General features: G+C 66.5%; 25 protein-coding genes. 9 read left to right on the top strand and 16 right to left on the bottom strand.

Annotated elements, in window-relative coordinates; all coding sequences use genetic code 11:
• Positions 1 to 90 precede the first annotated feature (90 nt).
• The 4 genes from ALI44B_RS10610 to ALI44B_RS10595 all read right to left on the bottom strand — a co-directional run bounded on the left by ALI44B_RS10610 (position 91) and on the right by ALI44B_RS10595 (position 4,530).
• Positions 91 to 345: a hypothetical protein gene (locus tag ALI44B_RS10610; RefSeq protein WP_077054648.1), complete on the bottom strand. Its 255-nt coding sequence runs from the start codon at positions 343 to 345 to the stop codon at positions 91 to 93.
• Positions 342 to 998 (bottom strand): DUF308 domain-containing protein, encoded by a 657-nt coding sequence (locus ALI44B_RS10605; RefSeq protein WP_077054647.1) that lies wholly within the window; start codon positions 996 to 998, stop codon positions 342 to 344. Before ALI44B_RS10605 ends, ALI44B_RS10610 begins: the two co-directional genes overlap by 4 nt.
• Before the next feature lie 99 nt (positions 999 to 1,097).
• Entirely contained in the window at positions 1,098 to 2,477 is a 1,380-nt protein-coding gene (gene dnaB, locus ALI44B_RS10600) for a replicative DNA helicase (protein WP_077054646.1), read from the bottom strand.
• Between the two features lie 559 nt (positions 2,478 to 3,036).
• Positions 3,037 to 4,530, bottom strand: coding sequence for an FAD-dependent oxidoreductase (locus ALI44B_RS10595; RefSeq protein ID WP_077054645.1), 1,494 nt, complete (start codon positions 4,528 to 4,530; stop codon positions 3,037 to 3,039).
• 191 nt (positions 4,531 to 4,721) lie between these two features.
• On the opposite strand from ALI44B_RS10595, the gene ALI44B_RS16170 reads away from it, so the two are divergent.
• Entirely contained in the window at positions 4,722 to 4,868 is a 147-nt protein-coding gene (locus tag ALI44B_RS16170) for a hypothetical protein (RefSeq protein WP_179100254.1), read from the top strand.
• Positions 4,869 to 4,933: 65 nt separating this feature from the next.
• Here the strand turns inward: ALI44B_RS16170 and rplI are convergent, their stop codons facing one another.
• The 9 genes from rplI to ALI44B_RS10550 form a co-directional block, all read right to left on the bottom strand.
• Positions 4,934 to 5,386: a 50S ribosomal protein L9 gene (rplI, locus tag ALI44B_RS10590; protein WP_077054644.1), complete on the bottom strand. Its 453-nt coding sequence runs from the start codon at positions 5,384 to 5,386 to the stop codon at positions 4,934 to 4,936.
• 11 nt (positions 5,387 to 5,397) lie between these two features.
• The gene (gene rpsR / locus ALI44B_RS10585; RefSeq protein WP_077054643.1) at positions 5,398 to 5,658 is read right to left on the bottom strand and encodes a 30S ribosomal protein S18; all 261 of its coding nucleotides are present in this window, start codon (positions 5,656 to 5,658) and stop codon (positions 5,398 to 5,400) included.
• Positions 5,659 to 5,681: 23 nt separating this feature from the next.
• On the bottom strand, positions 5,682 to 6,203 hold the full coding sequence (locus tag ALI44B_RS10580; protein WP_077054642.1) for a single-stranded DNA-binding protein: 522 nt from the start codon (positions 6,201 to 6,203) through the stop codon (positions 5,682 to 5,684).
• A 5-nt stretch (positions 6,204 to 6,208) separates the two neighbouring features.
• Entirely contained in the window at positions 6,209 to 6,583 is a 375-nt protein-coding gene (rpsF, locus tag ALI44B_RS10575) for a 30S ribosomal protein S6 (protein WP_077054641.1), read from the bottom strand.
• Between the two features lie 121 nt (positions 6,584 to 6,704).
• Positions 6,705 to 8,048 carry an ABC transporter substrate-binding protein gene (locus tag ALI44B_RS10570; protein ID WP_077054640.1) on the bottom strand — a complete coding sequence of 448 codons (1,344 nt, stop codon included), beginning with the start codon at positions 8,046 to 8,048 and terminating at the stop codon, positions 6,705 to 6,707.
• 187 nt (positions 8,049 to 8,235) lie between these two features.
• On the bottom strand, positions 8,236 to 8,421 hold the full coding sequence (locus tag ALI44B_RS10565) for a hypothetical protein (protein ID WP_077054639.1): 186 nt from the start codon (positions 8,419 to 8,421) through the stop codon (positions 8,236 to 8,238).
• Between the two features lie 154 nt (positions 8,422 to 8,575).
• Positions 8,576 to 8,818 (bottom strand): hypothetical protein, encoded by a 243-nt coding sequence (locus ALI44B_RS10560; protein WP_077054638.1) that lies wholly within the window; start codon positions 8,816 to 8,818, stop codon positions 8,576 to 8,578.
• 52 nt (positions 8,819 to 8,870) lie between these two features.
• Positions 8,871 to 10,328, bottom strand: coding sequence for a CCA tRNA nucleotidyltransferase (locus ALI44B_RS10555; RefSeq protein WP_077054637.1), 1,458 nt, complete (start codon positions 10,326 to 10,328; stop codon positions 8,871 to 8,873).
• Between the two features lie 44 nt (positions 10,329 to 10,372).
• Positions 10,373 to 11,998, bottom strand: a complete 1,626-nt coding sequence (locus ALI44B_RS10550; RefSeq protein WP_077054636.1) for a DUF7059 domain-containing protein — start codon at positions 11,996 to 11,998, stop codon at positions 10,373 to 10,375.
• Positions 11,999 to 12,322: 324 nt separating this feature from the next.
• Here ALI44B_RS10550 and ALI44B_RS10545 point away from each other — a divergent pair, with 324 nt between their 5' ends.
• Positions 12,323 to 14,026, top strand: coding sequence for a stealth family protein (locus ALI44B_RS10545; RefSeq protein WP_077054635.1), 1,704 nt, complete (start codon positions 12,323 to 12,325; stop codon positions 14,024 to 14,026).
• On the opposite strand, the gene ALI44B_RS10540 is transcribed toward ALI44B_RS10545, so the two are convergent.
• A complete protein-coding gene (locus ALI44B_RS10540) occupies positions 13,956 to 14,918 on the bottom strand; it encodes a phosphodiesterase (protein WP_077054634.1) in 963 nt (320 codons plus the stop codon). The genes ALI44B_RS10545 and ALI44B_RS10540 overlap by 71 nt on opposite strands.
• A gap of 159 nt (positions 14,919 to 15,077) precedes the next feature.
• Here ALI44B_RS10540 and ALI44B_RS10535 point away from each other — a divergent pair, with 159 nt between their 5' ends.
• The 7 genes from ALI44B_RS10535 to ALI44B_RS10505 all read left to right on the top strand — a co-directional run bounded on the left by ALI44B_RS10535 (position 15,078) and on the right by ALI44B_RS10505 (position 23,476).
• Complete coding sequence (locus tag ALI44B_RS10535) at positions 15,078 to 15,434, top strand: hypothetical protein (RefSeq protein WP_238592183.1); 357 nt, start codon at positions 15,078 to 15,080, stop codon at positions 15,432 to 15,434.
• A 105-nt stretch (positions 15,435 to 15,539) separates the two neighbouring features.
• A complete protein-coding gene (locus tag ALI44B_RS10530; protein WP_143459192.1) occupies positions 15,540 to 17,864 on the top strand; it encodes a DUF6049 family protein in 2,325 nt (774 codons plus the stop codon).
• Entirely contained in the window at positions 17,857 to 19,500 is a 1,644-nt protein-coding gene (gene murJ / locus ALI44B_RS10525; protein ID WP_077054631.1) for a murein biosynthesis integral membrane protein MurJ, read from the top strand. Before ALI44B_RS10530 ends, murJ begins: the two co-directional genes overlap by 8 nt.
• A 90-nt stretch (positions 19,501 to 19,590) precedes the next feature.
• Positions 19,591 to 20,634, top strand: coding sequence for a thioredoxin-disulfide reductase (gene trxB / locus ALI44B_RS10520; protein WP_077054630.1), 1,044 nt, complete (start codon positions 19,591 to 19,593; stop codon positions 20,632 to 20,634).
• A gap of 117 nt (positions 20,635 to 20,751) precedes the next feature.
• On the top strand, positions 20,752 to 21,075 hold the full coding sequence (trxA, locus tag ALI44B_RS10515) for a thioredoxin (protein ID WP_077054629.1): 324 nt from the start codon (positions 20,752 to 20,754) through the stop codon (positions 21,073 to 21,075).
• Between the two features lie 106 nt (positions 21,076 to 21,181).
• Positions 21,182 to 22,504 (top strand): aminotransferase-like domain-containing protein, encoded by a 1,323-nt coding sequence (locus ALI44B_RS10510; RefSeq protein ID WP_077054628.1) that lies wholly within the window; start codon positions 21,182 to 21,184, stop codon positions 22,502 to 22,504.
• Positions 22,505 to 22,522: 18 nt separating this feature from the next.
• Positions 22,523 to 23,476 (top strand): D-alanine--D-alanine ligase family protein, encoded by a 954-nt coding sequence (locus ALI44B_RS10505; RefSeq protein WP_077054627.1) that lies wholly within the window; start codon positions 22,523 to 22,525, stop codon positions 23,474 to 23,476.
• A 331-nt stretch (positions 23,477 to 23,807) separates the two neighbouring features.
• Here the strand turns inward: ALI44B_RS10505 and ALI44B_RS10500 are convergent, their stop codons facing one another.
• A complete protein-coding gene (locus ALI44B_RS10500) occupies positions 23,808 to 24,869 on the bottom strand; it encodes a ParB/RepB/Spo0J family partition protein (RefSeq protein WP_077054626.1) in 1,062 nt (353 codons plus the stop codon).
• Between the two features lie 14 nt (positions 24,870 to 24,883).
• Positions 24,884 to 25,792, bottom strand: coding sequence for a ParA family protein (locus tag ALI44B_RS10495; RefSeq protein WP_077054625.1), 909 nt, complete (start codon positions 25,790 to 25,792; stop codon positions 24,884 to 24,886).
• Positions 25,793 to 26,145: the final 353 nt, after the last annotated feature.

Here is a 26,145-nt window from a genome sequence, read left to right as displayed (position 1 = left end):
GGGGCTTCTTCTGTATATCGGTGGCTAGTCGCGCCGGGCGCGGCCCGCAGGTGGCTTCTAGTGAGGCCGGTCTTAGCCCGCAGCTGGATTCTAGTGAGGAGAGACCGGGGTCTCGTTGTCTTCATCGTCGATCTCGTGGCGCTCGATGTCGTCGGGTTTGATCGACAGCACGAACATGGCGATGACGACGAGCGTGACGACGAATGCCACGCCGAAGGCGACGAGGGCGATGACGGGCTCGCGCGTGGACATGAGCACGATGACGCCGGTGAAGACGGCCGCGATGGCGGCCATCACGAGAAGTTCGATCGGTTTCAGGATCTCGCGACGGGACGGTTGGCTCATGAGGAGGACTCCACGGGTGTAGCTTCGGTGCGTCGATCGGCCGAGGCGCCCCATTTGAGGGAGAGCCCGCCGATGAGCAGGTAGACGCCGAGCACGGCGGCGTAGGCGCCGAACATGCCGACGGTGACGACCGCGGACGTGAGCGAGCGCTCGACGCCGTCGGGGCCGACGAAGTGTTGGTCGAGGCCGCCGGGCACCAGCAGCACGGCGATCGCGAGGATGAGCCCGAAGGCTCCGGCGGCGAGCCATTCGCGGGCGGCGGCGAGGGTCTTGCGGGCGCGCAGGCCGGCGATGAACTCGGTGGCGCCCGTGATGGCAGCCCAGAGGACGATGAGCCACATGAGGGCGCTCGTGCCGTTGGTGCGCACGACGAGGGCGAAGACGCCGGCCACGGCCGTGAGGGCGCCCGAGATCATGATGAGACGAATGCTCAGAGAATCGACATGGCTGCCCGCTTCGGCGCGACGCGCGAGGAGCGCTGTTGCGATGCCCGAAGGAAGCGCGAACAGGGCGAAGACCGTGAGCCCGAATTCGGGGGAGTGATCGGCCGAGAAGGTCACGACGGCGGCGATGATGAGCGCGAGCACGGCACGGACCACGAGAGCGATCCAGTAACGCGAGCTCGTGGGCTCAGCGACAGCGGATCGTGCCACGTGCGGCGCCTCATTTCTCGTCGGGGGGATGCATCCATCCTACGCGCTCGCGCTGAGCGGGGGCGGTGTGCCGATCGCGTGGGAGACGGCGCCGCCGAGCTACATGCCGGGCGCGAGGTCTGCGAAGCGCGAGTAGTGGCCGTGGAAGGCCACCGTGACGGTGCGCGTGGGGCCGTTACGGTGCTTGGCGACGATGAGGTCGGCCTCGCCCGCGCGCGGGTTGTCTTTCTCGTAGGCGCTCTCGCGGTGCAGCAGGATGACCATGTCGGCGTCCTGCTCGAGCGAACCGGACTCGCGCAGGTCGCTGATGGCGGGCATCTTGTCGGCGCGTTGCTCGGGGCCACGGTTCAGCTGCGACAGCGCGATGACGGGCACCTTGAGTTCTTTGGCGAGCAGCTTGAGCGCACGCGAGAACTCGGAGACCTCCTGCTGGCGGCTCTCGACGCGCTTACCGCTCGTCATGAGCTGCAGGTAGTCGATGACGACCATCTTGAGGCCTACGCGCTGCTTGAGGCGCCGGCACTTGGCGCGGATCTCGACGAGGGTCATGTTGGGGCTGTCGTCGATGTAGAGGGGAGCGTCGTTGATCTTGCCGCGCGTCGACGCGAGCTTCGTCCAGTCGCGCTGGTCGACATTTCCCTTACGCATGCTCTGCAGGGGCACCGATGCCTCGGCCGACAGCAGTCGCATGGCGATCTCGCTGCGGCCCATTTCGAGCGAGAAGACGATGGTGGGCTGGTCGTTGTGAATCGCGGCGGCGCGCGCGAAGTCGAGGGCGAGCGTGGACTTACCCAGTGCCGGCCGGGCGGCGACCAGGATGAGCTGGCCCGGGTGGAAACCGTTGGTGAGGTCATCCATCTCGATGAAGCCCGTCGGCACGCCCGCCATCTGGCCGTCGGTTCCGCTCGCGGCCTCGATCTCGTCGAAGGCCGCGCCCACGGCGTCGCTGAGCGGCACGTAGTCTTCGCTCTCGGTCGACCCGGTGACGCCATAGATCTCGGCCTGAGCGTTGTTGACGAGGTCGAGCACCTCACCCTCACCCGCATAACCCATCTGCACGATGCGCGTGCCCGCTTCGACGAGGCGGCGCAGCAGTGCGCGCTCGGCGACGATGGATGCATAGAACCCGGCGTTGGCGGCCGTGGGCACGAGGCTCGTCAGCGTGTGTAGGTAGTCGGCGCCGCCGGCGCGCGACAGCTCGCCCTGTTTGATGAGCTCGTCGGTGACGGCGATGACGTCGGTGGGCTCGCCCTGCGAGTACAACGCGAGCAGGGCGTCGAAGATGATCTCGTGTTTGGGCACGTAGAAGTCGGGGCCGCGCACGACCTCGACGACGTCGGCGACCGCATCTTTCGAGAGGAGCATGCCGCCCAGAGCGGACTGCTCGGCCAGCAGGTCGTGCGGCGGGGTGCGGTCTGAGCCGTAGGACGGGTTCGAACCCGAGCGATCATCTGCGAGGCCGAGGTGGGCGATTGACACTCTGGTCTCCTTCCCTGGTGCACACGTAGTTTTCGGGGCGCCACAGGCGCGGAACGATCAACGGATGCTGGAGCAGCGTGTCGCTTCGGGTGCGGCGTCGGCTCTAGTAAACCTCCGACCGCTGACAGTGCTGGATCGGTGAATCGTTCTCGCGTCTTCGCTCGGGAACGAGGCGCTGCCCCACACTAGGGACAGGCGTCTCTCCACAGCAAATATGCCTGTGGATAACTTTGTGCATAACCTGGGCGAAACGCCGGGTGCTGTGTGCACAACCTGTGTGGAAAACTGTGGATAACCAGAAACTTAACCGGCGAATTAGACCGCTGATCGGGAACTTACGAATGCACAGGCGGTCGGTGGAAAACTCTTTCGATCACACATTGAATGTTCACAACGTGCCGTTAACCTGTGCATAGATCGACTTGACGCGCAACTCCTCGCAGGTGTACGGCGGCTCACGCGTGCCCACGCGACACCGCCCGGCGGCTCGAACACGAGCGACACCGGGCGGCGACTTTCTCTCGGAATGGGCCGCCGACCGGCCCCTCCCGCTGCGACTTTATTCGCGGACGGCGAGACCCTTCACGGCCGGGCCCTCGAGGAGATAGCCCTGAGCAGTGAAGCGGGAGCCGTGCAACGGGCAGTCCCAGGTCTTCTCCTGGTCGTTCCACGACACGACACCGCCCAGGTGCGGACACACGGCACTGACCGCACAGGTTTTCCCGTCGATCGTTGATGTGCCGACCGGGGCGAGCCCATCGGAAGCACGCGTAACCACCCCATCGCCCTCGGCCGGAGCCTCGGACGGCGCACCCGTGAGCACGTGAGCCCACCCCTTCACGATCTCGACCCCGACCTCGGCGTTGTGCAGGGCGCCCTCCGCGAAATCAGAAGGCGTCGTGATGCGCGTGCCCCAGACCTTCGCCCAACCGGGCTGCTCGGCATCCGTCAATTCGGCCGTCAGACGCAGGGATGCCGCGGCCGCATTCGTCATGCCCCACTTGTCGTATCCGGTGGCCATGTAGACCTTGCCGCGCCCCCGGGGGAGCGCCCCGACGAAGGGGATCTGGTTGTGCGAGCTGTAGTCCTGGGCCGACCACGAGTAGGCGACCTGGGCGCCGGGGAAGTGCTCCTCGGTCCAGTTCACGAGGTCTTCGACCTTTTCGCGCTCGGATCCGCCGCGGCCGACGGGGTGGTCGTTGCCGCCGATGACGAGGTAGTCGACGCCATCCACTCTCGCCTGGCGCACCGAGCGGCTCGGGGTGTCGGCCGAGAGGTACATGCCCTGGGGGATGGTCGAGGCCCCCGTGAAGGCGATGGCATAGGAGCGCGTGGGTGCGACCTTGGCGAAGTAGCCGCCGCGGTCGAGGATCGGGATGCCCGTCGCCAACACGACGTTCTCGGCGTGCACATCGCCGCGCTCGGTCTCGACGAGGGTGGGCGATTCGACGTCGACGCCCGTCACCCGCACACCCGACACGACACGACCTCCGTGCGCCCGGATGTCGGCGATGGCTGCGGGGATGAAGTCCATGGGGTCGAATTGGGCCTGGTCAGGCATCCGCACGGCGCCCTTGATGTCATAGGGCAGCTCGGATGTCTCGACCCACTGGACGCCCAGACCGAGCTTCTCGTTGGCTTCGAACTCCTTGCGCGCCTGTTTGAGCCCCTGGTCGGACACCGCATAGGTATAGGAGTCTCGGATATCGACCGGGACGCCCCATTCGGCGCACAGGGCCAGCAGAAGGGCCTGCCCGTCGGTGTTGGCCTCGACATAAGCGCGGCCGAGCTTCTCCGAGTGGTGAGACAGGATGGTCGACAGCTTCGTGCCCTGCAGGACGCTGATCTTGGCGGTGGTGTTGCCGGATGTCACGGCCCCGGGCGTGCGCGCCTCGAGCACGAGCACATCGACGCCCGCGCGCGCCAGCAGCGTGGCCGTGATGAGGCCCGTGAGGCCCGCACCCACCACGATGACGTCGGCGCGGTCTTCGACCACGAACGGGTCGCTCACAAATTCGGGGGCGTGTGCATTCCACAGCGATACGGGGCTCATCGTCATCCTCCTCGGGCGGCCAGGCGTCGCGGCCACGTCTCCATGATCGGATGACCCGCAAACGACGGTCTATGGCTCGACAGACACCGCGTGATGCGCTAACAACCCCATTGCGCGGCGGCAGGCGGGGCGCTTAGCGTCGAATCGCGCGGCGCCACAGCCGAACACCGCTTTACGACGAGAGGACGACAATGTCTCATCACGACGACGACATCGCTTCGGGCGACTACCTGCGAGAGGACGAGGCGACGGCCCCCGTTGCCGAGGAGGACAACGAGGTCATCAAGAAGGTCGACCCGGATGACTCGGACGACGTGGCCGGCGAACCGACCGACTGAGAAACGCCCGCGGGAACGCAAAAGCGGGGGCCCAGGCGAATGCCCGGACCCCCGCTTTCGTGGTGTTACTTGGCTGCAACCACCTGAAGGGTGATCGTGGCCGAGAGGTCTTCGTGCAGGCGCACCGTAGCGGTGTGCTCGCCGACGACCTTGATCGGGTTGGGGATCTCGACCTTGCGCTTGTCGACCTCGCCGACGCCCGACGCGGAAACCGCGTTGGCGATGTCGGAGGTCTTCACGGAACCGAACAGACGGCCTTCGGCGCCGGCCTTGACCGTGAGCTTGACCTTGTTGTTCTCGAGCTTCTGCTTGAGGTCCTGGGCTTCTTCGAGCGTGGCGAGCTCACGAGCGGCGCGAGCCGCCTTGATCTGCTCGATCTGCTTCTCGCCACCGCGGCTCCACGTGACAGCGAAGCCCTGGGGAACCAGGTAGTTGCGGGCGTAGCCGTTCTTGACGTCGACGACGTCACCCGGCTGACCGAGGCCGGTGACCTCGTGCGTCAGAATCAATTTCGACATGGGGTTGCTCCTTAGCGGCCGGAGCCGGCGTAGGGGAGGAGCGCCATTTCGCGGGCGTTCTTCACGGCACGGGCGATGAGGCGCTGTTCCTGCACGGAGACGCCGGTGATGCGACGAGCACGGATCTTGCCGCGCTCGGAGATGAACTTGCGGAGCGTTGCGACATCTTTGTAGTCGATAACGCCGACGCGGATCGCCTTCGCGGGTGCGACGACCTTTGCGCCCTTACCGCGGGCGGGCTTGCGGCTCGAGCCGCCAGACTTTCCAGCCATAGTAGGTTTCCTTCGTTAAAGTTTTAGAACGGGGTGTCGTCGCCGTACGAGCCGGGAGTGTTCCAGCTGTCGGCGCCTGACGAGGACGACTGAGCGGGGGCGCTTGCGGCCCACGGCTCGTCTTGGACGGCTGCCGGTCCGCGGCCTCCACCGCCGCCGGCGCCACCAGGGGCTCCGGAGGACTGGGCACGCTGAACCTGAGCGGTCGCATAGCGGAGCGAGGGGCCGATCTCGTCGACCTCCAGCTCGATGCTGGTGCGCTTCTCGCCCTCTTTCGTCTCGTACGAGCGCTGCTTCAGGCGACCGGTGGCGATGACACGGCTTCCCTTGGTGAGCGATCCGGCGACGTGCTCGGCGAAGTCACGCCAGACACTTGCACGCAGGAACAGCGCTTCGCCGTCTTTCCACTCGTTGGCCGCGCGGTCGAAGCTGCGCGGGGTGGAAGCGATGGTGAAGTTGGCAACCGCGAGGCCGTTCTGCGTGTAACGCAGCTCGGGATCGCTCGTGAGGTTGCCCACCACGGTGATTACGGTTTCGCCGGCCATGGGGACTAGGCGTCCTTCTTGGCGGCGCTCTGTGCCTTGCGGGCAGCCTTTTCTTCCGAGCGCTTCTGCTCGAAAGCGACCTGAGCGATGGCTTCTTCGGCCCGCAGCACCTTGGTGCGCATGACGGCTTCGGACAGCTTCAGCTGACGGTCGAGCTCCTGCGTGGCTTCGCTGGTGGCCGTGAAGTCGACGACGGCGTAGATGCCTTCGGTCTTCTTGTTGATCTCGTAAGCGAGACGACGACGGCCCCAGATGTCGACCTTGTCGATCGATCCGCCATCGTTGCGGATGACATTGAGGAACTTGTCCAAGCTCGGAGCGACGGTGCGCTCATCGATCTCGGGGTCCAAGATAACCATGAGTTCGTACTGATGCGTCATTAACCCACCTCCTTCGGACTTAACGGTTGCAGACTCTCTGCAACAGGAGGGTTGTGGCATCGTGCCCGGCTGGATGTAGCCCAGGCAACCTGCCTATCGTAGCCGACTCCGGCCCGATTTCCTACTTGTTGATGGCGACGTTGGCCGCGTCCTGAGCTTTCTTCAGGCCGTCGGAGACGGGGGTCTGGCCCGCGAAGATCTGCTTGAAGATGGGGTCGTAGGCGTCGAACCCGGCGGCATAGTTGACGCCCGACGGGGATTCGATGGGCTTCGCGGCCTTCACCGCGTCGAGGAACGGTGTGACGTCGACATCCTGTTTCTTCCAGTAGTCGAGGAAGACCTTCTGGGCCGAATCGACCGCGGGCAGGGCCGCGCCGTCGGTGGCGAGGTAGGTGTCACCCTCGGTCGAGCCGAGCCAGGTGAGCACCTTCTTGGTGGCGTCGAGCTGCTCGCTCTGCGCGTTGCCCGCGGCCACGATTCCGTTGGTGACCGTGACGTTTCCGGCGGGACCGGCGGGCGCGGGTGCGACGCCCCACTCGAAGTCGGCGCCCTCGTCGATGCTCTTGAGGTTGTAGAGGCCGGACTGGAACAGCGCGATCTTGCCCTCGAGGAACGCGTCACGGCTGAAGTCCGAGTTGTCATTGGTGTCGGATGCCGGGGGAGCAACCTTCTTGTCGTTGACGGCCTTCACGACATACTCGACGGCTTCGGTGGTCTTGGCGTCGGCGAAGTCGAAGTTGTCGCCGTCTTGGAACTGGCCGCCGTTGGAGCCGATGTAGGGGAGCAGGATGGCCTGCAGGTCGTAGCCGAGGTTGGTGCCGAAGGAGGCGATCGCATTGGCGTCGAACTCGCCGTTCAGGCGGTCGCGGCCCGACGTGTCTTTCGTGAGCTTCTGGGCGACGGGCAGGAAGGTGTCCTTCGCCTCGTCGGGGTTCCACTCGAGATCCTTGAGCGTCGACGGGTCGATGCCGGCCTCGTCGAGCAGCTTCTTGTTGTAGTAGACGGCGATGCCCGCGTCGTAGGTCTGCGGCACGCCCCACAGGGTCTTGTCCCGCGTGAACTGCTTCACGACGGACGGGGTCCAGTCCTTCTTGGCGTTCTCGCCCAGGGCCGTGTCGACGTCAATGAGGTTGCCGCTGTCGGCGTAGTTGCCGAAGTAGGAGTTGTTCATCCAGAAGACGTCGGCCGCGTTGCCCTCGGCGACATCGGCGCGCAGCTCGGTCCAGTAGTCGGCCCACGGCACGACCTCGACGTCGACCTCGATGCCGGGGTTCTGCTTCTCGAATTCGGCGAACGACTTCTCGTAAGACGCCGCGGCGGTCTCGTCCCACAGGCGGAACGTGACGGTGGTGTCGGCGCTCGAGTCGGCGGAATCGGACGACGTCGACGAGCCGGCCGAGCATCCGGCGAGCGCGAGGGCTGCGGTGAGGGCGACCGCGGCCGACTGGAGGAGTTTGTGACGCATGGGGAGCTTTCTATCGGGTGTATGTCATCGCGGCGCACCCGCCACGAACGATCGGACGTCGTTCTGACGGGCTCGCGGTGGGGTTCCGCGACAGGTCGCAATGCCGGCGGCGCACGTCGTGCACACCGGTCTGCAAAGGGGCGAGGTTATCAGGCGCACCGTAAAGTCGGCTGAAAACCGCCCCAGATCAGCTCAAATCGGTCGGCGTGAAGTTCTTGTCGGCGAGCTGCGTGCGACCGGTCGATCCTTCGCCGGCACCGAGCGCGGGTTCGTCCTCGCCGTCAGCGTCGGTGGGGTGACCGAGCGAGGTGGGGGCGGCATCCGCTGTGCTTCCGGGGCCGATGAGCTCTTCGTCGTTGGGACGATCCGACATCGATGTTCCTCTCCGTTGACCGTTATGACTTCCGTCCACTGTAGGACAGGTGTCTCGGCGGGCGCCAGATAACGAGGAAAGGCCACCCGGGCGGCAGGGGTTTCACGTGAAACGGCGTGCTGCTCGGGTGGCCACACAGGGGGAGGGTCGGGCGTCAGTCCTCGGAGATGGCCGAGTTGTTGCCGGGGGTCGCGTGCGGCACGTGCTTCTCGGCCTCGTGCTGGGCGTCGGCGATGGGGACACCGGGGGTCGCGACATCCGCCCCGCCGTTGTCGTCGTCGTCATCGCGGTGGGGGTTGCCGGGCGTCGTGTACTCGACGTCACCCTCCTGCTGCTCGTGGACGGGGTTGCCCGGGGTCTCGTATTCGACAGCGTCGTCGTTCTTCTCGTGGCTCATGGCATCAAACTACGCCGCAGGGGGAGCGGTGTGAAGAAGATTGCACGAACTTTCACGCGGAACGCTCGGCCCACCACGCGCGCAGGCGGCGGATGGCCTCGTCCTCGCCGAGCGGGCCGTTGTCGAGACGCAATTCGAGCAGCCAGCGGTAGGCCTCGCCGACCTCGCGCCCCGGAGGGATGCCGAGGACCTCTTGGATGCGGTTGCCGTCGAGGTCGGGGCGCACGGCATCCATCTCTTCTTGTTCGCGGAGCTCGGCGATGCGCTGCTCGAGGTCGTCGTAGGCGAAACCCAGTCGGTCGGCCTTGCGGCGGTTGCGCGTGGTGACATCGGCGCGCGTGAGCATGTGCAGGCGCTCGAGCAGCGGCCCGGCATCGCGCACATAGCGGCGCACGGCCGAATCGCTCCAGGCGCCCTCGGAGTAGCCGAAGAAACGCAAGTGCAGCTCGATGAGGCGCGACACGTTCTTGATGGTGTCGTTGTCATAGCGCAGGGCACTGAGACGCTTCTTGGCGAGCTTTGCGCCGACCACGTCGTGGTGGTAGAACGTGACGGTTCCGCCCGACTCGAGTTTCTTGGTGGCAGGCTTTCCGATGTCGTGCAGCAGGGCCGCCATGCGCAGCGTGAGGTCGGGAGGCGTGCCCGGATGCCGCTGCTTCTCGTAGTCGATGGCCTGATCGAGCACGGTCAGCGAGTGTTCGTAGACGTCTTTGTGGTGGTGGTGTTCGTCGACCTCGAGGCGCAGCGCGGGGATCTCGGGCAACACTAGGTCGGCGAGGCCCGTGTCGACGAGCAGCTGGATGCCGGGGCGCGGGGTGTCGGTGCAGAGCAGCTTGGTGAGCTCGCCCTGAACGCGTTCGATGCTGACGATCGACAGGCTGTCGGCGCGGCGGCGCATGGCGTCGACCGTGTCGTCGCTCGGCGTGAAACCCAGCTGAGCCGCGAAGCGCGCGGCCCGCAGCATGCGCAGGGGGTCGTCGCCGAACGAGACGTCGGCCGTGCTCGGGGTGCGTAGGACGCCGGCCAGCAGGTCTTCGACGCCCGTAGAGGGGTCGACGAGGGCCATCTGCGGCAGGCGCAGGGCCATGGCGTTGACCGTGAAGTCGCGGCGGGCGAGGTCGCTCTCGAGGGTGTCGCCGAACGCGACGACCGGTTTGCGCGTGACACCGTCATAGGCGTCGGCGCGGTAGGTGGTGATCTCGACCTGGTCGGTGAGGGTGGCGCCGGAGCTGTCGCGCGCGCTGACCCGGGCGCCGATGGTGCCGAACTCGCGCCCGATGTCCCAGTGCGCGTCGGACAACGGCGCGATGACCGCCAGGATCTCGTCGGGGCTCGCGTTGGTCGTGAAGTCGAGGTCGTGCACCTCGCGGCCGAGCATGGCATCGCGCACGGGGCCGCCGACGAGCGAGAATTCGAACCCCGCCGCATCGAATGCCTCGGCGAGCCGGGCCACGATGGGGGACTGTGCGAGTGCGCCGAGGCGTGCCAAAGAATCCGCCATGCTCACCATGCCCCCAATCGTAGCGGGCGGCGCATGGGCGCGTGGGCTGGTACTCAGCCGAGGGGCTGCACGAATCCGTCGAGGATGAGCTGGCGCAGCCGGGGCAGGAGTTCCTGGCGCAGGGCCGGCACGTCGGCGTCGAGCAGCTGCGCGATGGCCTCGACGATGACACCGACCGGCAGCTCGCCATCCGATGCGCCCACGAGGGCCGCAAGCGCCGTGTCGAGCTTGACGGTGCGGGCGAAACCGCCGCCCTGCTTCAGTGTGATGGTCGAGGGGTCGTCGTTGCCCGGCCAGTAGTTGCGTTCCTCGGTGACGTCGGGTGCCACCTGCAGCGTGGCGCGCCAGAGCGCGTCGTCGTCGTGCGCCGCGATCCAGTCGTGGGCGTCGAGTACGGCGGCGATGTGGGTGCCGAGGCCCGATGAGGCGGCGAGCGCGTCGGGCATGCGCTCGAAGCGACGCAGGGGCTTGGCGGCCTGCGGGTCCTGCTGGTCCTGCTCGGCGCGGCGCAGCGTGAGGTAGCCGAAACCGACCGATTCGACGCCGCGGTCGGCGAAGTCATCCAGCCAGGCGTTATAGAGACGGTCGAAGTCGGGGGTTCCGCTGCGGGTGCCGCCGTCGCGGATCCAGGTTTCGGCGTAGGCGGCCGGGTCTTGGCGTTCGCGTTCGATCAGCCAGGCATCCAAGGGCGCATCGGATGCCTGCACCCACCCGCGCACGCGGTCGAAACCGTCTTCACCCGCCCGGTACTCCCAGTTTCCGAGCATCTGTGCAATGCCACCCGGATTGAGGTGGCGGCCGACGCCCGTGACGACCTCGCGCATGATGCCGTCGCCGATGCGGCCACCGTCGCGGTATTCGTAGGCCGGGACATCCGCTCGTCTGGGAGTGATGACGAAGGGAGGGTTCGTCACGATCTGGTCGAAGCGCTCACCCTCGACGGGTTCGAACATGTCGCCCAGGCGGAACTCGATGTTGTGGACCCCGTTGAGGCGCGCGTTCAGGGCGGCGATCTCGAGCGCGCGGGCTGAGATGTCGGTGGCGACGACGTGCCCGGCGTGGCGCGCGGCGTGCAGGGCCTGGATGCCGCATCCCGTGCCCAGGTCGAGCACGCGTTCGACCGGCCGCGACACCATGAGACCGCTCAAGGTGAGGGATGCTCCACCGACGCCCAGAACATGGTCGGTCGTGAGGGCGCCATCGAGGACCATCTCGCCGAGGTCGGAGACGATCCACCAGCTGCCGGCGCCGGCGGTGTCGACGAAGCTGTAGGGACGCAGGTCGACGAGGGCGCGCGCTTGGCCACCCTCGACGGCTACGAGACCCAGCTCGACGGCGCCATCGAGGCCGAGGGTGGGGACCGCCGCGGCGAGCGCCGACGCGTCAACAGGAACGCCCAAGAGAAAGAGGGAAGCCAGAGTAACCGCCGGCTCCGATTCAGAGGCCGAAGCAAACACCAAGGCGGTCGCGGAAGATGACGTCTCAGCGGAATGCGGCGCCTGCGAGGAGCGGCGAGCGGCGAGCGCCCGCAACGCCGGAACCCGCTCGCCACGGTGCAGGGCCTGCTCGGCCCGCTCGCCCCAGAGTTCGGACAGCGTGCCCACCGAGAAATCGGAGGTCTCGAGGTCGGCGGCGAGGCGGTCGATGAGCGTGTCAGTCACCTCACTATTCAACTGCATGGCCCCGCACTCGACGCACCGAACAGTGCACGTATGATGAGCACAGAGCCCGAACTCGTCCGCGCACCGCATCCCATCGATCGCGCGCCAGACAGGGTGCAGGGCAGCGACGACGACGTCGAGGTGGGGAGAGCCGAAGCTCCGCCGCCGCGGACATCCGACCACCGGTCGGCCCGCCACACAATGACGATGCTCCCGCCGAACGGCGCGCATCGTGAGCACCACTCGTTTACAGCACACGGAACAGGCCTCGCGGCCACCGCAGGCGGACGGACTCGACCCGAGAACCGCTCGCACAACACCCGCACCGGAAGGGGGACGCAGATGACAACAGAAGCCAGCACGCAGTCAAGCGGAGGAGATGGTTCCTCGTTTACCCGCTCGGCCCCGAGCCTGCCGGAATCGCAGATCTCGACCGCCCCCGAACTCGTCCTCATCGCCAACAGCGCCCGCCCGCGCCGCCTCGAGCGCGACGATATCGTGCAGCGCAAGGGCAAGTTCGCCCTGCTCAACGGTCACCTGACGCCGCGCGATTCGATGATCGAAGACCTCATCGCCGTGCGCGAGGCCCTCGAGGCCGCCGGCATCCAGTACCTCTTGGTCCGTGGCGACAACGACCGCCTCGTGATCGCCGTCGACCGCAAAGAGCGCCGCGCGCTGCAGGCCGCCTTCGCCGAGGCCTTCGCGAATGAGCCCTTCTATTCAGAAACCGTCGACCGGGATGCCGGTGAGCCCGTGTTGCTCGCCGACGGAGCCCTCTCCGACACCCGCAAGGCCGCCATCTTCCGCCTCTACCGCCCGCGCGTCGAACCACTCGGCCGCCTGCGCTACGGCCCCGAGACGGCCCTGCAGCTCGAACTCTGGCGTTTCGGCGACGACGAGATCGTCGCGCCCACCGAGAATGCGCTCATGCGCCGTGAACTGCCGCGCTCGGAGGCCGTCGAGGACACCGTCGAGATGTTCGGCCGCACCTGGCCGACGCTCGAGAACATGTTCGCCCCGCTCGCGAGCGACCTGAACTTCGACATCGACATGGTCTTCAGCTGGGTGGATGGCTCGGACATCGAGTTCCAGCGCGCCCGCGCCAAGCGCATGAAGAACTACGTGGTCGGCGACGGCGACGACTCCGAGGCCCGCTACCGCCAGATCGACGAGCTCAAATACGCGCTGCGCAGCGTCTACATGTTCGCGCCGTGGGTGCGCCGCATCTTCATCGCCACCGACTCGCCGCGCCCCGCGTGGCTGGCCGAGCATCCCCTCGTCACCATCGTGCCGAGCGAGACGTTCTTCCCCGACACCTCGGTGCTACCCACGCACAACTCGCACGCCGTCGAATCGCAGTTGCACTACATCGACGGGCTGGCCGAGCACTTCCTCTACTCGAACGACGACATGTTCTTCGGGCGCCCGATCGGCCCGCAGCTGTTCTTCTCGCCCGGCGGCGTCACCAAGTTCGTCGAGGCGCACACGCGCATCGGCCTGGGTGACAGCGACCCGTCGCGCAGTGGTTTCGAGAATGCCGCACGAGTGAACCGTCGACTGCTGCGCGACCGCTTCGGCAAGGTCACCACGCGCCACCTCGAGCATTCGGCCGCTCCGCTCCGCAAGAGCGTCATGCGCGAGCTCGAGAACGAGTTCCCGGCCGAGTTCAAGCAGACCGCGGCGAGCCGCTTCCGCTCGGCCACCGATATCTCGGTGACCAACTCGCTCTACCACTACTACGCGCTCATGACGGGCAAGGCCGTCGTGCAGACCGACGCCAAGGTGAAGTACATCGAGACGACCCTGAAGTCGTCGCTGCGACAGATGGACCGGTTGCTGAAACGCCGCAACCAGGACATGTTCTGCCTCAACGACGGGTCGAAGCCCGAGATCTCGGTCGAGACCCGCACCGAAGCAGTCACCGACTTCCTCGAGCGCTACTTCCCGATCGTGGCGCCGTGGGAGAAGGCGGCGGTCAGCGAAGCACAGGCACCGAAGCCGGCTGAGGCACGGTCAAAGGCTCTTCGCGGGTCGGTGCACGAGTAACGGGTCCGCCGATCGTGACGCCGGCCCGCAACAGGCGGCTGGCGCTCTCGTCGGCATCCACGTAGCCGAGCGTCGGGAATTCTCCGAGGGGAACCACCGAGTGCAGCACGGTGGACGGGTAGACGTGCACGAGGTTGAACGCTCGCGCGCCATCCTGAGGCCGTGTGCCACCGGTCGGGACGGTGAGGTCTTGCGTGTAGCACGTGGCCGACGCGACCGACACGGGGATTCCCGCAAACGTGCCGCTCGACGAGTAGTGCAGGTGACCGGCCAGGATGCTGCGCACATCGGTGCCCTCGAGCACCTCGGCCAGGCCGCCCTGATCGCGCAGCTCGACGCTGACGGCCAGGTCGAGCACGCTGGGCAGCGGCGGGTGGTGCATGGCGAGGATCGTGCCGTGCGGCGCCTTCACCGAGAGTTCTTCGGCCAACCAGTCGAGCTGCTCGTCGGCGATTTCGCCGTGGTGCAGGCCGGGAACGGTGGAGTCGAGCGTGATCACGCGCAGACCGTTGATGTCGTAGACGCGGTCGACCGGGCGCATGGTCGGAACCTCGTCGAAGAGCCCCTCCCGGAAATTTTCGCGGTTGTCGTGGTTGCCCATCACCCAGATGACGCGGGCGCCCATGCGCTCGGCGGCCGGCTCGACGATTTCGCGCAGGCGCTGGTAGGCCTCGGGTTCGCCGCGATCGGCGAGATCACCCGTGAAGACGATGGCCTCGGGGCGGCCGCGCGATGCCTCGAGTTCGACGAAGAGTCGGCGCAAGTACTCGGTGCTGTCGACCTGCCCGTAGAGGCGCTTGGTGCCGGCCAGCAGGTGAGTATCACTCACGTGAAGAATGAAATGGTCCGGCCTCGGGTATTCGGCCGTTCGGAGATCCACAGGATGTCCCATTCGTCGAGCGGCCCAAGCCCACTGCCCAAGCCTTCGTAATACGTAGCTCAGCAGACTATTCCGAACATTCGGTGAACGCCACACAAAAGACGGAAGCGGATGTTCGACGGTTGTTCGACCGATCGGAGTGTCGGATGTCGGGCGTAACATGGCCGCATTGTGAAGATCGCGCCACACCAACTCGAAAAAATGCGCGCCGATGCTCGACTCGAACTCTACGTTCTCTATGAGCACCGGTCGCGTCAGGGTGAAGACCCCGCCGATTTCGTGCACGAACTGCCGAGTGCCGACGAGCTGGTGGTCGCCGCCATCCGCGACGACGAATTGCACGACTCGGGTTTGGCCGCCCAACACGGCATGGCGCGGCTGGCGGGGCTCAGTTCGCTGCCCGACGCTGCACAGCACCGGCAAAACGCGGATGACGTGGAGTACGAGTTGCTGAGACGCATCGCGCTCGAGCATCCGTCACTCATGCGGGCCGCCTGGTCGATGATGGGGCGCATTCGCCGCGGCTGAGCATGCTTCAGGTCACGGTTCGCGCGCCGTGGGGGCGGCGCACAGCGAGTCGCCCTAGAATCGGGAGTTATGTCGGCTCGAACGTCGCTCGCCGGCAGGCAGCCTATGAACCCATTCCGATCAGCAGCACGACTGCGCCAGGTGCTCGCCCTCGCAGTCGGTTCGGCGTCCCTGATCGTCGGCGGCCCGGCCTCGGCCGCCATCGCCGTGGCGAGCCCCGGGGGAGTGGCGTCGGTCTCGGCATCCGCGTCGTCATCCGCGTCGACGTCTGCATCGACGTCTGCGTCGGCCATCGCGCCCTCTGTCACCCAGGCCGACGACATCACGGCCAACCTGCACCTCAGCGGCAGCCCCGTCGCACCGGGTGGCATCATGACCGTCACGGCGTCGGTGACGAACCGCACGGCCGAGACCATCCCGGCCGGCCGGCTCGTGTTGTCATCCGGAACGTCGCGCATCGACGCGACCGACGCCTTCGACGCGTGGATGGGGACGAACCCGGGGGCGGGGGACGAGGGTGCCGCCGAGGCCGAGCAGCTGGTCGCCGGCATCCGCACCGACCACGAGATCACGAGCATCGACGTCGACGAGATCTCGCCCGGAGCATCCTTCTCGACCGAGGCGATCCTCGTGCCCGCCGATTCGCTCGCTCTGCCGGGCGATTACGGCGTCTATCCGATCCGCGCTGCCTACTCGTCCGGCGCCGCGACCGCTGAATCGCGAGACACCTTCATCTTCACTCCCGCGCCGGCGCCCGCCACCGTCGGAGTCGCCGTCGCGGTGCCGCTGACCGTGCCCGCGAGCGCCGACGGCCTCATCCCGGCCGACCTGCTCGAAACCTACACCGGGCCCTCTGGCGTGCTCACACGTCAACTCGACGGGGTGCGCGACCGGCCCGTCGCGATCGGCATCGACCCCCGCATCATCGCGTCCATCCGCGCGCTCGGAACGGCCGCCCCCGAGTCGGCAACGACCTGGCTCGACCGCCTCGAATCGGCGACCAACGAGACGTTCGCGTTGCAGTACGCCGACGCCGACCCGGCCGCCCAGTCACAGATGAACCTCGGTTCGCTGATGCAGCCGACCTCGCTTCTCTACGGCATGAACGCCGCCGACTTCGCGGGTATGACGCCGCCGCCCGCCGCACCTGCCGACCCCGCCGAGCCCTCGGCCGCCGGCACCGACGACGCTCAGAACGCGCCGACGGCGACGCCAACGGCGACCACCCAGCCCGACGGATCGCCCGCCCTTCCTGACCTCGCCCAGCTGGTCGATTGGCCATATACCGATGACGGCATACTGTGGCCAGCCGACACGACCGTCATGCCGGGCGACCTGCCCGTCTTCCAGGCATCCGGTGCCACGCAGACCATTCTGTCGAGCACGAACACGCAACTGGATGCCGCAGCCACGGCATCCGCATCGGCCCGCGTCGGCGACGCCTCCCTGCTCGTTTCGGACGCCCCCGCCTCGGCCGAGTTCCGAGCCGCGACCGTCACGGCCGTGACGCCCGACCAGCAGCAAGATGCCCTGAACGCCCTGTCCTCGCGCCTGGCCGTGCTCTCGAGCAACGCCGCATCCGATGGCACCGTCGTGCTGCTGACGCTCGACCGCGGCGTTCCGCCCACCTCATTCCGGGTCGGTGAAGCCATCGGCTCGCTGCAGAGCCTGGCCGGCACGCGCGTCGCTACCCTCGACGACGCGCGGTCTCAGCCATCCGTCGAAACCGCGATCGTCGATGCCGGCGAACCGACCGATCGACTGTCAGCCCTCGAGGACCGCTGGAAGAACGAATCGCGCCTCGCCGACTTCGCGACCGTGCTCGACCAGCCCGAGCTGCTCACAGGCCGCGAGCGTGCTGAACTACTCGCCCTCACCGCGATCGGATGGCAGGAGACGCCCGACACGTTCGACGCGGCCGTCGACAAGCACCGCGAGCAAAGTTCTCGCACCTTGCAGTCGGTGCAGCTGGCGACGACCAGCCAGATCACCATGATCAGCGGCCAGGCGTCGTTGCCTTTCGCCGTGCGCAACGACCTGGCCTATCCCATCACCGTGCGCCTCGACGCGAGCGCCAGCAACCCGCGCCTCGACATCGACGGCTCGGTCACCAAGAAGGTGCCCGCCAACTCGCGCGAGACCGTCTCGGTGCCCGTCGAGGCCCGCCTCGGAAACGGCGATGTCACGGTGCGCCTGCAGCTCTTCAGCGCCACGGGCGTGCGCGTGGCCTCGGATGCCTTCGTTCCCGTCGTCGTGCGAGCCGACTGGGAGGGCATCGGGGCGATCATCCTGGGCACCTTTGTGTTGCTGTTGTTCGTCGGAGGCCTGGTCCGCACCATCCTGAAGCGCCGGGCGGAACGCCGCGCGACGGAGACGACCGGAGCTCGTGAGACATCCGAAACAGCCGGAAAAGCGGCCAGCAATGACTGACGCCGCCAGCCCCGCGCGCGGAAACCGTTCGTCGAGCATCGGCCGGGCCAGCGCCCTGCTCGCCTCCGGCACGCTGGTATCGCGCCTCTTGGGCTTCGTGAAGGCCATCATCCTCACCGCCACGCTCGGCCAGGTCAGCGTGGGCGGCAACGCCTTCGCCAACGCGAACCAGCTGCCCAACACGGTCTACGCCATCATCGCGGGCGGCGTGCTGGGAGCCATCCTGGTGCCGCAGATCGTGCGGGCCACGCTGCACGCCGACCGCGGCCACGCCTACATCAACAAGCTGTTGACCATCGCCATTGTCGTGCTCGCGGGCGCCACGGTCGTCGCCACCTTCGCCGCGCCCGTGCTCGTGCGTCTGGTGGCCGCCACGCTGCCGCCCGACCAGATGGCACTGACCATCGCGCTGGCGTACTGGTGCATCCCTCAGCTCTTCTTTTATGGCCTCTATACGGTGCTCGGCGAGATCCTCAACGCGCACAAGATCTTCGGCCCGTTCACCTGGTCGCCCGTGCTCAACAACGTCGTCGCCATCGCCGGGCTCGTGGTCTTCCAGATCGTCTATGGCGCAGAGGCCGCGAGCCCGCGTGAGGCCGGCGACTTCACACCCGACATGATCGCCGTGCTGGGCGGATCGGCCACCATCGGCGTCGCCGTGCAAGCCGTCATCCTGTTCGTCTTCTGGCGCCGCGTGGGCCTGCACTTCCGCCCCGACTTCCACTGGCGCGGCGTGGGACTGCGGGCCACCGGTCGACTGGCCGGCTGGACCTTCGCGATGATCATCGCCACTCAACTCGCGGGTCTCGTGCAGTCTCAGACCGCCAACCTCGCCTCCGGTCAGGGGCCATCCGTCCTGGCACTCCAGAACGCCTGGCTCATCTTCATGCTTCCGCACTCGGTCATCACGGTGTCGCTGACCACGGCGTACTTCACGCAGATGTCCGAGCATGCCCGCGAACGCGATTTCGTGGCGCTCAGGGCGGATGTCTCGACCTCCATTCGTCAGGTGTCGTTGCTGATCGTGTTGGCGGCGGCCGGGCTCATCGTCTGCTCCTACCCGTTCGCCAGCCTGTTCTCGAGCTCGTATGCCGAAACCGTCGACTTCGCGCTGCTGATCGTCGGCTATGTGCTCGGCCTCGTGCCGTTCTGCATCCTCTTCGTCGTGCAGCGGGCGTTCTATGCCCTCGGGGACACGCGCACACCCTTCTTCTTCACGGTGTTCCAGGTGGTGTTGTTCTCGGTGCTGGCCTCGGTCGCCCTGCTGCTGCCGGCGGATGCCATCGCCTTCTGGTTGACCCTCACGAGCACGGTCGCGGGCACGCTGCAGATGTTCCTGGCCTTCTTCCTGCTGCGTCGCCGCCTCAACGGGCTCGACGTGCAGCACGTCCTCAACAGCGTCTTGCTGTTCAGCTTCTCGGCCGTTCCGGCAGCCGTCGCCGGCGGTGTCGTCGGCATCGTGCTCGGCATCGATTCACCGGATGGCTTCGCCGTCGGCAGCGCATTCGGGGCACTCGTCTCGATGGGCATCATCGGGGCCGTCATGACCCTCGTGTACGTCCTTTTCCTTGCGATCTTCCGGGTGCCCGAGCTGCGCCAAGCGCTTCGTCCGGTGCTGCGCCGACTCGGCCGCTGAGCCTCGGCGCGGGCGCCCAGCCGGCTCGGAATACTGCGCGGCTAGGATGTGTTTTAGCCGTCACGAGCACAAAAGCGAGGAGCATCCGTCGTGCGTAACGTCATCATCATCGGTTCGGGTCCCGCGGGTTACACCGCGGCCATCTATGCCGCACGTGCCAACCTCAAACCCGTCCTCATCGCGTCGAGCGTCGAGGCGGGCGGCGAGCTCATGAACACGACCGAGGTCGAGAACTTCCCCGGCTTCCCCCAGGGCATCCAGGGCCCCGATCTCATGTTCAAGATGCAGGAGCAGGCCGAGCGTTTCGGCACCGAAGTCATCCTCGACGACGTCACCGAGGTCTCCCTCGACGGCCCCGTCAAGACGGTCACGACCGGTTACAGCGGCACCCTCGAGGCCCGCTCGGTCATCTTCGCCACCGGTTCGGCTTACCGCAAGCTCGGCCTCGCCGACGAGGAGCGTCTGAGCGGCCGCGGCATCTCGTGGTGTGCCACCTGCGACGGTTTCTTCTTCAAGGAGAAGACGATCGCGGTCGTGGGCGGCGGCGACTCGGCCATGGAAGAGGCCACCTTCTTGACGCGTTTCGCGTCGAAGGTCTACGTCATCCACCGCAAGGATTCGCTGCGCGCCTCGAAGATCATGCAGGAGCGCGCCTTCCAGAACGAGAAGATCGAGTTCCTCTGGAACAACGAGGTCGTCGGCATCAACGGCGAGAACGCCGTCGAGTCGGTCACGCTGCGCAACACGGTCGATGGTTCTGAGCAGGTTCTGCCGCTCGGTGGCCTGTTCGTAGCGATCGGCAACGACCCGCGCGTGCACCTCGTGCACCAGCAGCTCGAGCTCACCTCCGATGGCGTCATCGCCGTCGACGGGCGCTCGTCGCGCACGAGCCTCGCGGGCGTCTTCGCCGCGGGCGACGTGATCGACCCGCACTACCGTCAGGCGATCACCGCGGCGGCCTCGGGCACCGTGGCCGCTCTCGATATGGAGAGCTACCTCGCCGAGCTCGAGCAGGCCGAGGCCCACCTCGATGTGCCGGCCGAGCAGGAGGCGGAAGCCGAGGCTGAAGCCGTCGAGAGTGCCAGCGCCCGGGCCGCGGCCAGTGCGAGCGAGGCGGCAACCGTCGGCGCCTAGCCGACCGCCACCGCACTTGCACGCGCCACCCCGGCCCCCTCGCAGGGCCGCCACCATCCCCGGCTCGCACGTCGAGCCGTTCAGACTCACCCGACCACCAACAAGGAGTAGATAACAATGAGCGCACGCGCCGTAACCGAGCAGTCCTTCAACCAGGAAGTGCTGCAGTCCGACAAGCCGGTCCTCGTGGACTTCTGGGCCGCCTGGTGCGGTCCCTGCCGCATGGTCTCGCCGATCCTCGACCAGATCGCCTCTGAGAACACCGACAAGCTCGACATCGTCAAGGTCAACGTCGACGAGAACCCGCAGCTCGCCGTCGACTACCAGATCACGTCCATCCCCGCCCTGAAGGTCTTCAAGGGTGGCGAGGTCGTGCAGTCCATCGTGGGTGCGAAGCCCAAGGCCGCCCTCGAGGCCGACCTGGCCGCCTTCCTGGCATAGCCTGACGCACTCGAGTGACCCGTCCGGCAATCTGCCGGGCGGGTCACTTTTGTTTAAGCACCCGAGAAGCCCCGATAGCATGTGAAGAGATCAGAACGGATTTGACGTGGAAGAACCAGGCACCCCCCGCTCCGTCGGGAACAACCTTGACCCGTGGTATTCGAACTACGCCGAGCGCACCGCCGGCCTGTCCGCCAGCGAGGTTCGAGCCCTCTTCGCCGTGGCCAGTCGCCCCGAGGTGGTTTCGCTGGCCGGCGGCATGCCCAACGTTTCGGCCCTGCCGCACGATGTCATCACCGACTCCATGGCCCGTGTCATGCGAGAGCAGGGTGCCGCGGCGTTGCAGTATGGCTCGGGGGCCGGTCAGCCGGCTCTGCGCGAGCTGATCCTCGACGTCATGGCGCTCGAGGGCATCCGGGGCACAGTCGACAACGTCGTGACCACGGTGGGTTCGCAGCAGGCGCTCGATCTGGTCACCAAACTCTTCATCGACCCGGGCGACGTCATCCTCGCCGAGGCACCCAGCTATGTCGGCGCGATCGGTGTGTTCCGGTCCTACCAGGCGTCGGTCGTGCACGTGGCGATGGACGACGACGGCCTCATCCCCGACGCGCTGCGACAGACGATCGCCCAGCTGCGCGGCCAGGGCCGTCGCATCAAGTTCCTCTACACCATCCCCAATTTCCACAACCCGGCCGGCATCACGCTGAGTGCCGAGCGTCGCCCCGAGATCCTCGAGATCTGCCGCGCCAACGAGATTCTCGTGGTCGAAGACAACCCCTACGGGCTGCTCTACTTCGATCGGCCGGCTCCGGATGCCCTGCGCTCGATCGACGACGAGGGTGTCATCTATCTGGGCTCCTTCTCCAAGACCCTGGCCCCGGGTTTCCGCGTCGGCTGGGTGCTCGCACCGCATGCCATCCGCGAGAAGCTCATCCTCGCCGCCGAATCGGCCATCCTGTCGCCCAGCGCGTTCAGCCAGCTGACGGTCGCCGAATATCTGAAGACGGCGGACTGGAAGGGTCAGATCGACACGTTCCGCGGGGTCTACCACGAGCGAAAGAAGGCCATGGTGTCGGCTCTGGCCGAATACCTGCCCGATCTCTCGTGGACCGACCCGAACGGCGGCTTCTACGTGTGGCTGTCGTTGCCCGATCAACTCGACTCGAAGCAGATGCTTCCGCGCGCGGTCAAGGAACTCGTCGCGTTCACGCCCGGCACGGCGTTCTTCGCCGACGGCCGCGGTCGTCATGCCATGCGGCTGTCGTTCTGTCACCCGACGCCCGAGAACATCCGCGTCGGCATCCGTCGCCTCGCCACCGTGATAAACGGGGAGATCGATCTGCTCGAGACGTTTGCGGGCACGGGCATGCTCGAGTCGCGCTCGAACGATCGCCACGTCAGCACACCCCCGCCGAACCTGAACTGATCCCCGAGAGGCCGATCGATGTCATCCGAGAACTCTTTGTCCGTCGTCGTCCTGGCGGGCGGCATCTCCCACGAACGCGACGTTTCCCTGCGTTCGGGCCGTCGCGTCGCCGACGAGCTCGTGGCCGCCGGTCACCGCGTCACCCTGCTCGACCCCGGCGCGGGAACCTTGTCCACCATCCTCGAGGCGGGGCCCGACCTCGTGTGGCCGGCTCTGCACGGCGCCAGCGGTGAGGATGGAGCGCTTCAGGCCTTGCTCGGTGCCCGAGGCATCCGCTACCTCGGCAGTGGCCCGCACGCGGCCTCGCTGGCCTGGTCGAAGCCCACGGCGAAGATCCTGGTCGACCGTGCGGGCATCAAGACCGCGCCCTGGATCAGCATGCCGCGAGAGACGTTCCGCGAGCTCGGGGCCGGGGGAGTGATCGTCGAACTGGCGGCCGCTATCGGCACGCCATCGGTGGTGAAGCCCGCGCAGGGTGGTTCGGCGCAGGGCGTCACGATCGTGGCGGACGAGTCTGACCTGCCACGTGCGCTCGTCGACGCCTACACCTACTCCGATGTCGCGCTCGTCGAGCAGAAGATCGAGGGCACCGAGCTGGCCATCTCGATCATCGACACGGGAGACGGCCCCGAGGCTCTCCCGGCGGTTGAGATCGAGCCGGTCTCGGGCGTCTACAGTTTCGAGGCACGTTACAACGCGGGCGAGACGACGTTCTACGCGCCCGCGCGCGTCTCCGACGAGGTGGCGGCTCGGGCATCCGCGGTCGCCCTTCAGGTGCACGAGGTCCTGGGTCTGCGCCACGTCTCACGCATCGACGTCATCGTGGATGCATCGGGTGACGTGTGGTTCCTCGAGGCCAACATGATTCCCGGCACGACCGAGACATCGCTCTTCCCCCAGGCAATCGAGGCGGCGGGCCGCTCCCTCGCCGACACGTATGGCGCCCTTGCGGAGTTCGCTGCCCGCGGCTGACGCTTCGACCCTGCTTCACCGCTCAGGCGCCCCCGAATTATCGGCGGGTGCCTGACGTGTTTCACGTGAAACATCCGGATCACCGGTTGACCGGCAAGCGAGAGCACCTGCTGCTCGGTTGGTGTGAACCCACCACACACCGAATCGCGGTGGCCCGTCGCATCTCTATCAACTCTGCGGCCGCCGCCCGTGCCGTGTTCGTCGGGATGTCTCCGCTTCTCCAGTCGTGGGTAAGGAGACAAGTCCTGACGAACGAGCTCAGATCTCCTCCACGCACACAGCGAGAGGCGGCCTGGTTTTCACCAGGCCGCCTCCGATCGTGCCGGTTCTGCTAGTTCTTCTCCGACGATGCTGCAGCGTCGCCGTAACCGGGTTCGCCGAGGATCCCGAGAATACGGTTGAGGTCCCCAATAGTGGCGAAATCGATCGCGATCTGGCCTTTCTTGGCCGAGAGCCCGATGCGAACGCGCGTGTCGAGCCGGTCGCCGAGGCGATCGGCGATGTCATCCAGAACCCCGCGGCGGCTGCCGGCCGACGGCTTGCTCTTCTTCGCCGAGGACTGGCTCACGGCGGCCTCGGCCGCACGAACCGACAGGTCCTCGTTCACGATCTTGTCGGCGAGCTTCTGCATGGCCTCGACGTCACCGGCCGCGAGGACGGCGCGCGCGTGACCGGCGCTCAGCACGCCGGATGCGACCCGGCTCTGCACGGTCGCCGGCAACTTGAGCAGGCGGAGCGTGTTCGAGATCTGCGGACGTGAGCGCCCGATGCGCTCGGCCAGTTGTTCTTGCGTAATACCGAAGTCCTCGAGCAACTGTTGGTAGGCCGAGGCCTCTTCAAGCGGGTTCAGCTGCGACCGGTGCAGGTTCTCGAGAAGGGCATCGCGCAGCATGTCCTCGTCGGCGGTGTCCTTGACGATCGCGGGGATCGTCGCGAGGCCCGCCTCCTGCGAGGCTCGCAGACGACGCTCACCCATGATCAGCTCGTACTTGCCATCCGAACCCGGCAGTGAGCGAACGACGATCGGCTGCAGCACACCCACCTCGCGGATGCTGTGGACGAGCTCCGACATGTGCTCCGGGTCGAAATAGGTCCGCGGCTGCACGGCATTGGGGACGATGTCGGACTGCGCGATGCTTGCGAGGCGTGCACCGGGCACGGCCACGAGGTCGGGGGAGTCGTCGGGCTCGGGGCTCGCGTCCTCATCCACCGTCGGAACGGCGGTCACGGTTTCTGTATCCGCTGCCGGCGCACCCTGTGTGCTGGCGGCCTTGGCCTTTGACGCATCGCTCTGCGGGAAGAACACATCGACCGGCCGCGCGGCAGAGCCTTCGGGAGCCGTCGGGATCAGGGCGCCGATGCCCCGGCCGAGTCCTGTTCGTTTCGTCGCCATGTTTGTTGCGCTCCTTAGTTCTGCGGGGAAATTGTGAGTTTGTCGCCGTACCGGCGCGCCATTTCGTTGGCGGCTTCCAGGTAGGAGATCGCGCCGAGGGATGAGGGGTCGTAGGAGATCACGGTCTGGCCGAAGCTCGGAGCTTCGGAAATGCGAACAGCACGAGGGATGACGGCCTGCAACACCTTGTCGGTGAAGTGACTGCGCACATCATCAGCCACCTGGTTCGCTAGATTCGTGCGCCCGTCGAACATCGTCAACAGGATCGTCTGCAGAGAGAGCGTCGGGTTGAGGTGCTTCTGGATCAGCTCGATGCTGCCCAACAGCTGGCTCAACCCCTCCAACGCGTAGTACTCACACTGAATCGGGATCATCACTTCGGATGCCGCAACGAACGCGTTGATCGTCAACAACCCGAGAGACGGTGGGCAGTCGATGAAAATGTAGTGATAGGGCTGTTCGACGGTGCGCTGCAAGTCTTCGACGGCCGTCCGTAGGCGGTGCTCGCGGGCGACCTGCGAGACGAGTTCGATTTCCGCCCCGGCCAGGTGAATTGTGGACGGCGCACAGAACAGGGTGTCGAACTCGGGGCTCTGTTGGATAACCTCCGTGAGCGGGAAGTCGTCGATAAGCACGTCGTAGACGCTTGGCACATCGGCATGGTGCTGCACCCCGAGGGCGGTCGATGCATTGCCCTGCGGGTCGAGGTCGATCACCAGAACGCGGGCACCCAGTTTGGCCATCGCGGCAGCAACGTTGACCGCCGTCGTCGTCTTGCCGACGCCACCCTTTTGGTTGGACACCGTGATGACTCGCGTCGTGCGGGGGAGCGGTGCCGTCACGTCGGCGACGCGCTTGCGACGCTTGGTGAGGTCGGCCAGCTCGCGCGCCAGCGGGGAGTCCTCGAATGAGCCGAAGCTCATGTCGTCGCCGCTTGGCTCTGTTTGTTTCACGTGAAACCTTCTTGTGTCGGGGTCATATCAACCGTACCGGACCGCACTGACGGCCGTTGCAACTTCAGGCCCCAACCTGCGACGGAGCTCAGGAATCAATGTCGGACGCGTCGATATTCGCGCGAATTAGGACGATTTCCTGTCCGGCCAGTCTAGGCGAGGCGCCCTTAGGATCAATCTCAGACCGATTTTTCTGGGCCAAATGGCCCTCTCCCGGCACCCACGGTGCCCCGCCCATGGCCGCCAAACTACTGTTGAGCCCCCATCATGCAGACCCAGCCCCTGGTACACTTTCGATCGAACGCGAGAGACTCAACGTGTCG

This window comes from Leifsonia sp. ALI-44-B (assembly GCF_001984125.1).
GTDB lineage: Bacteria > Actinomycetota > Actinomycetes > Actinomycetales > Microbacteriaceae > Okibacterium.
Note: the sequence above shows the minus strand (reverse complement) of the source record. Positions and strands in the feature narration are given on the sequence as shown.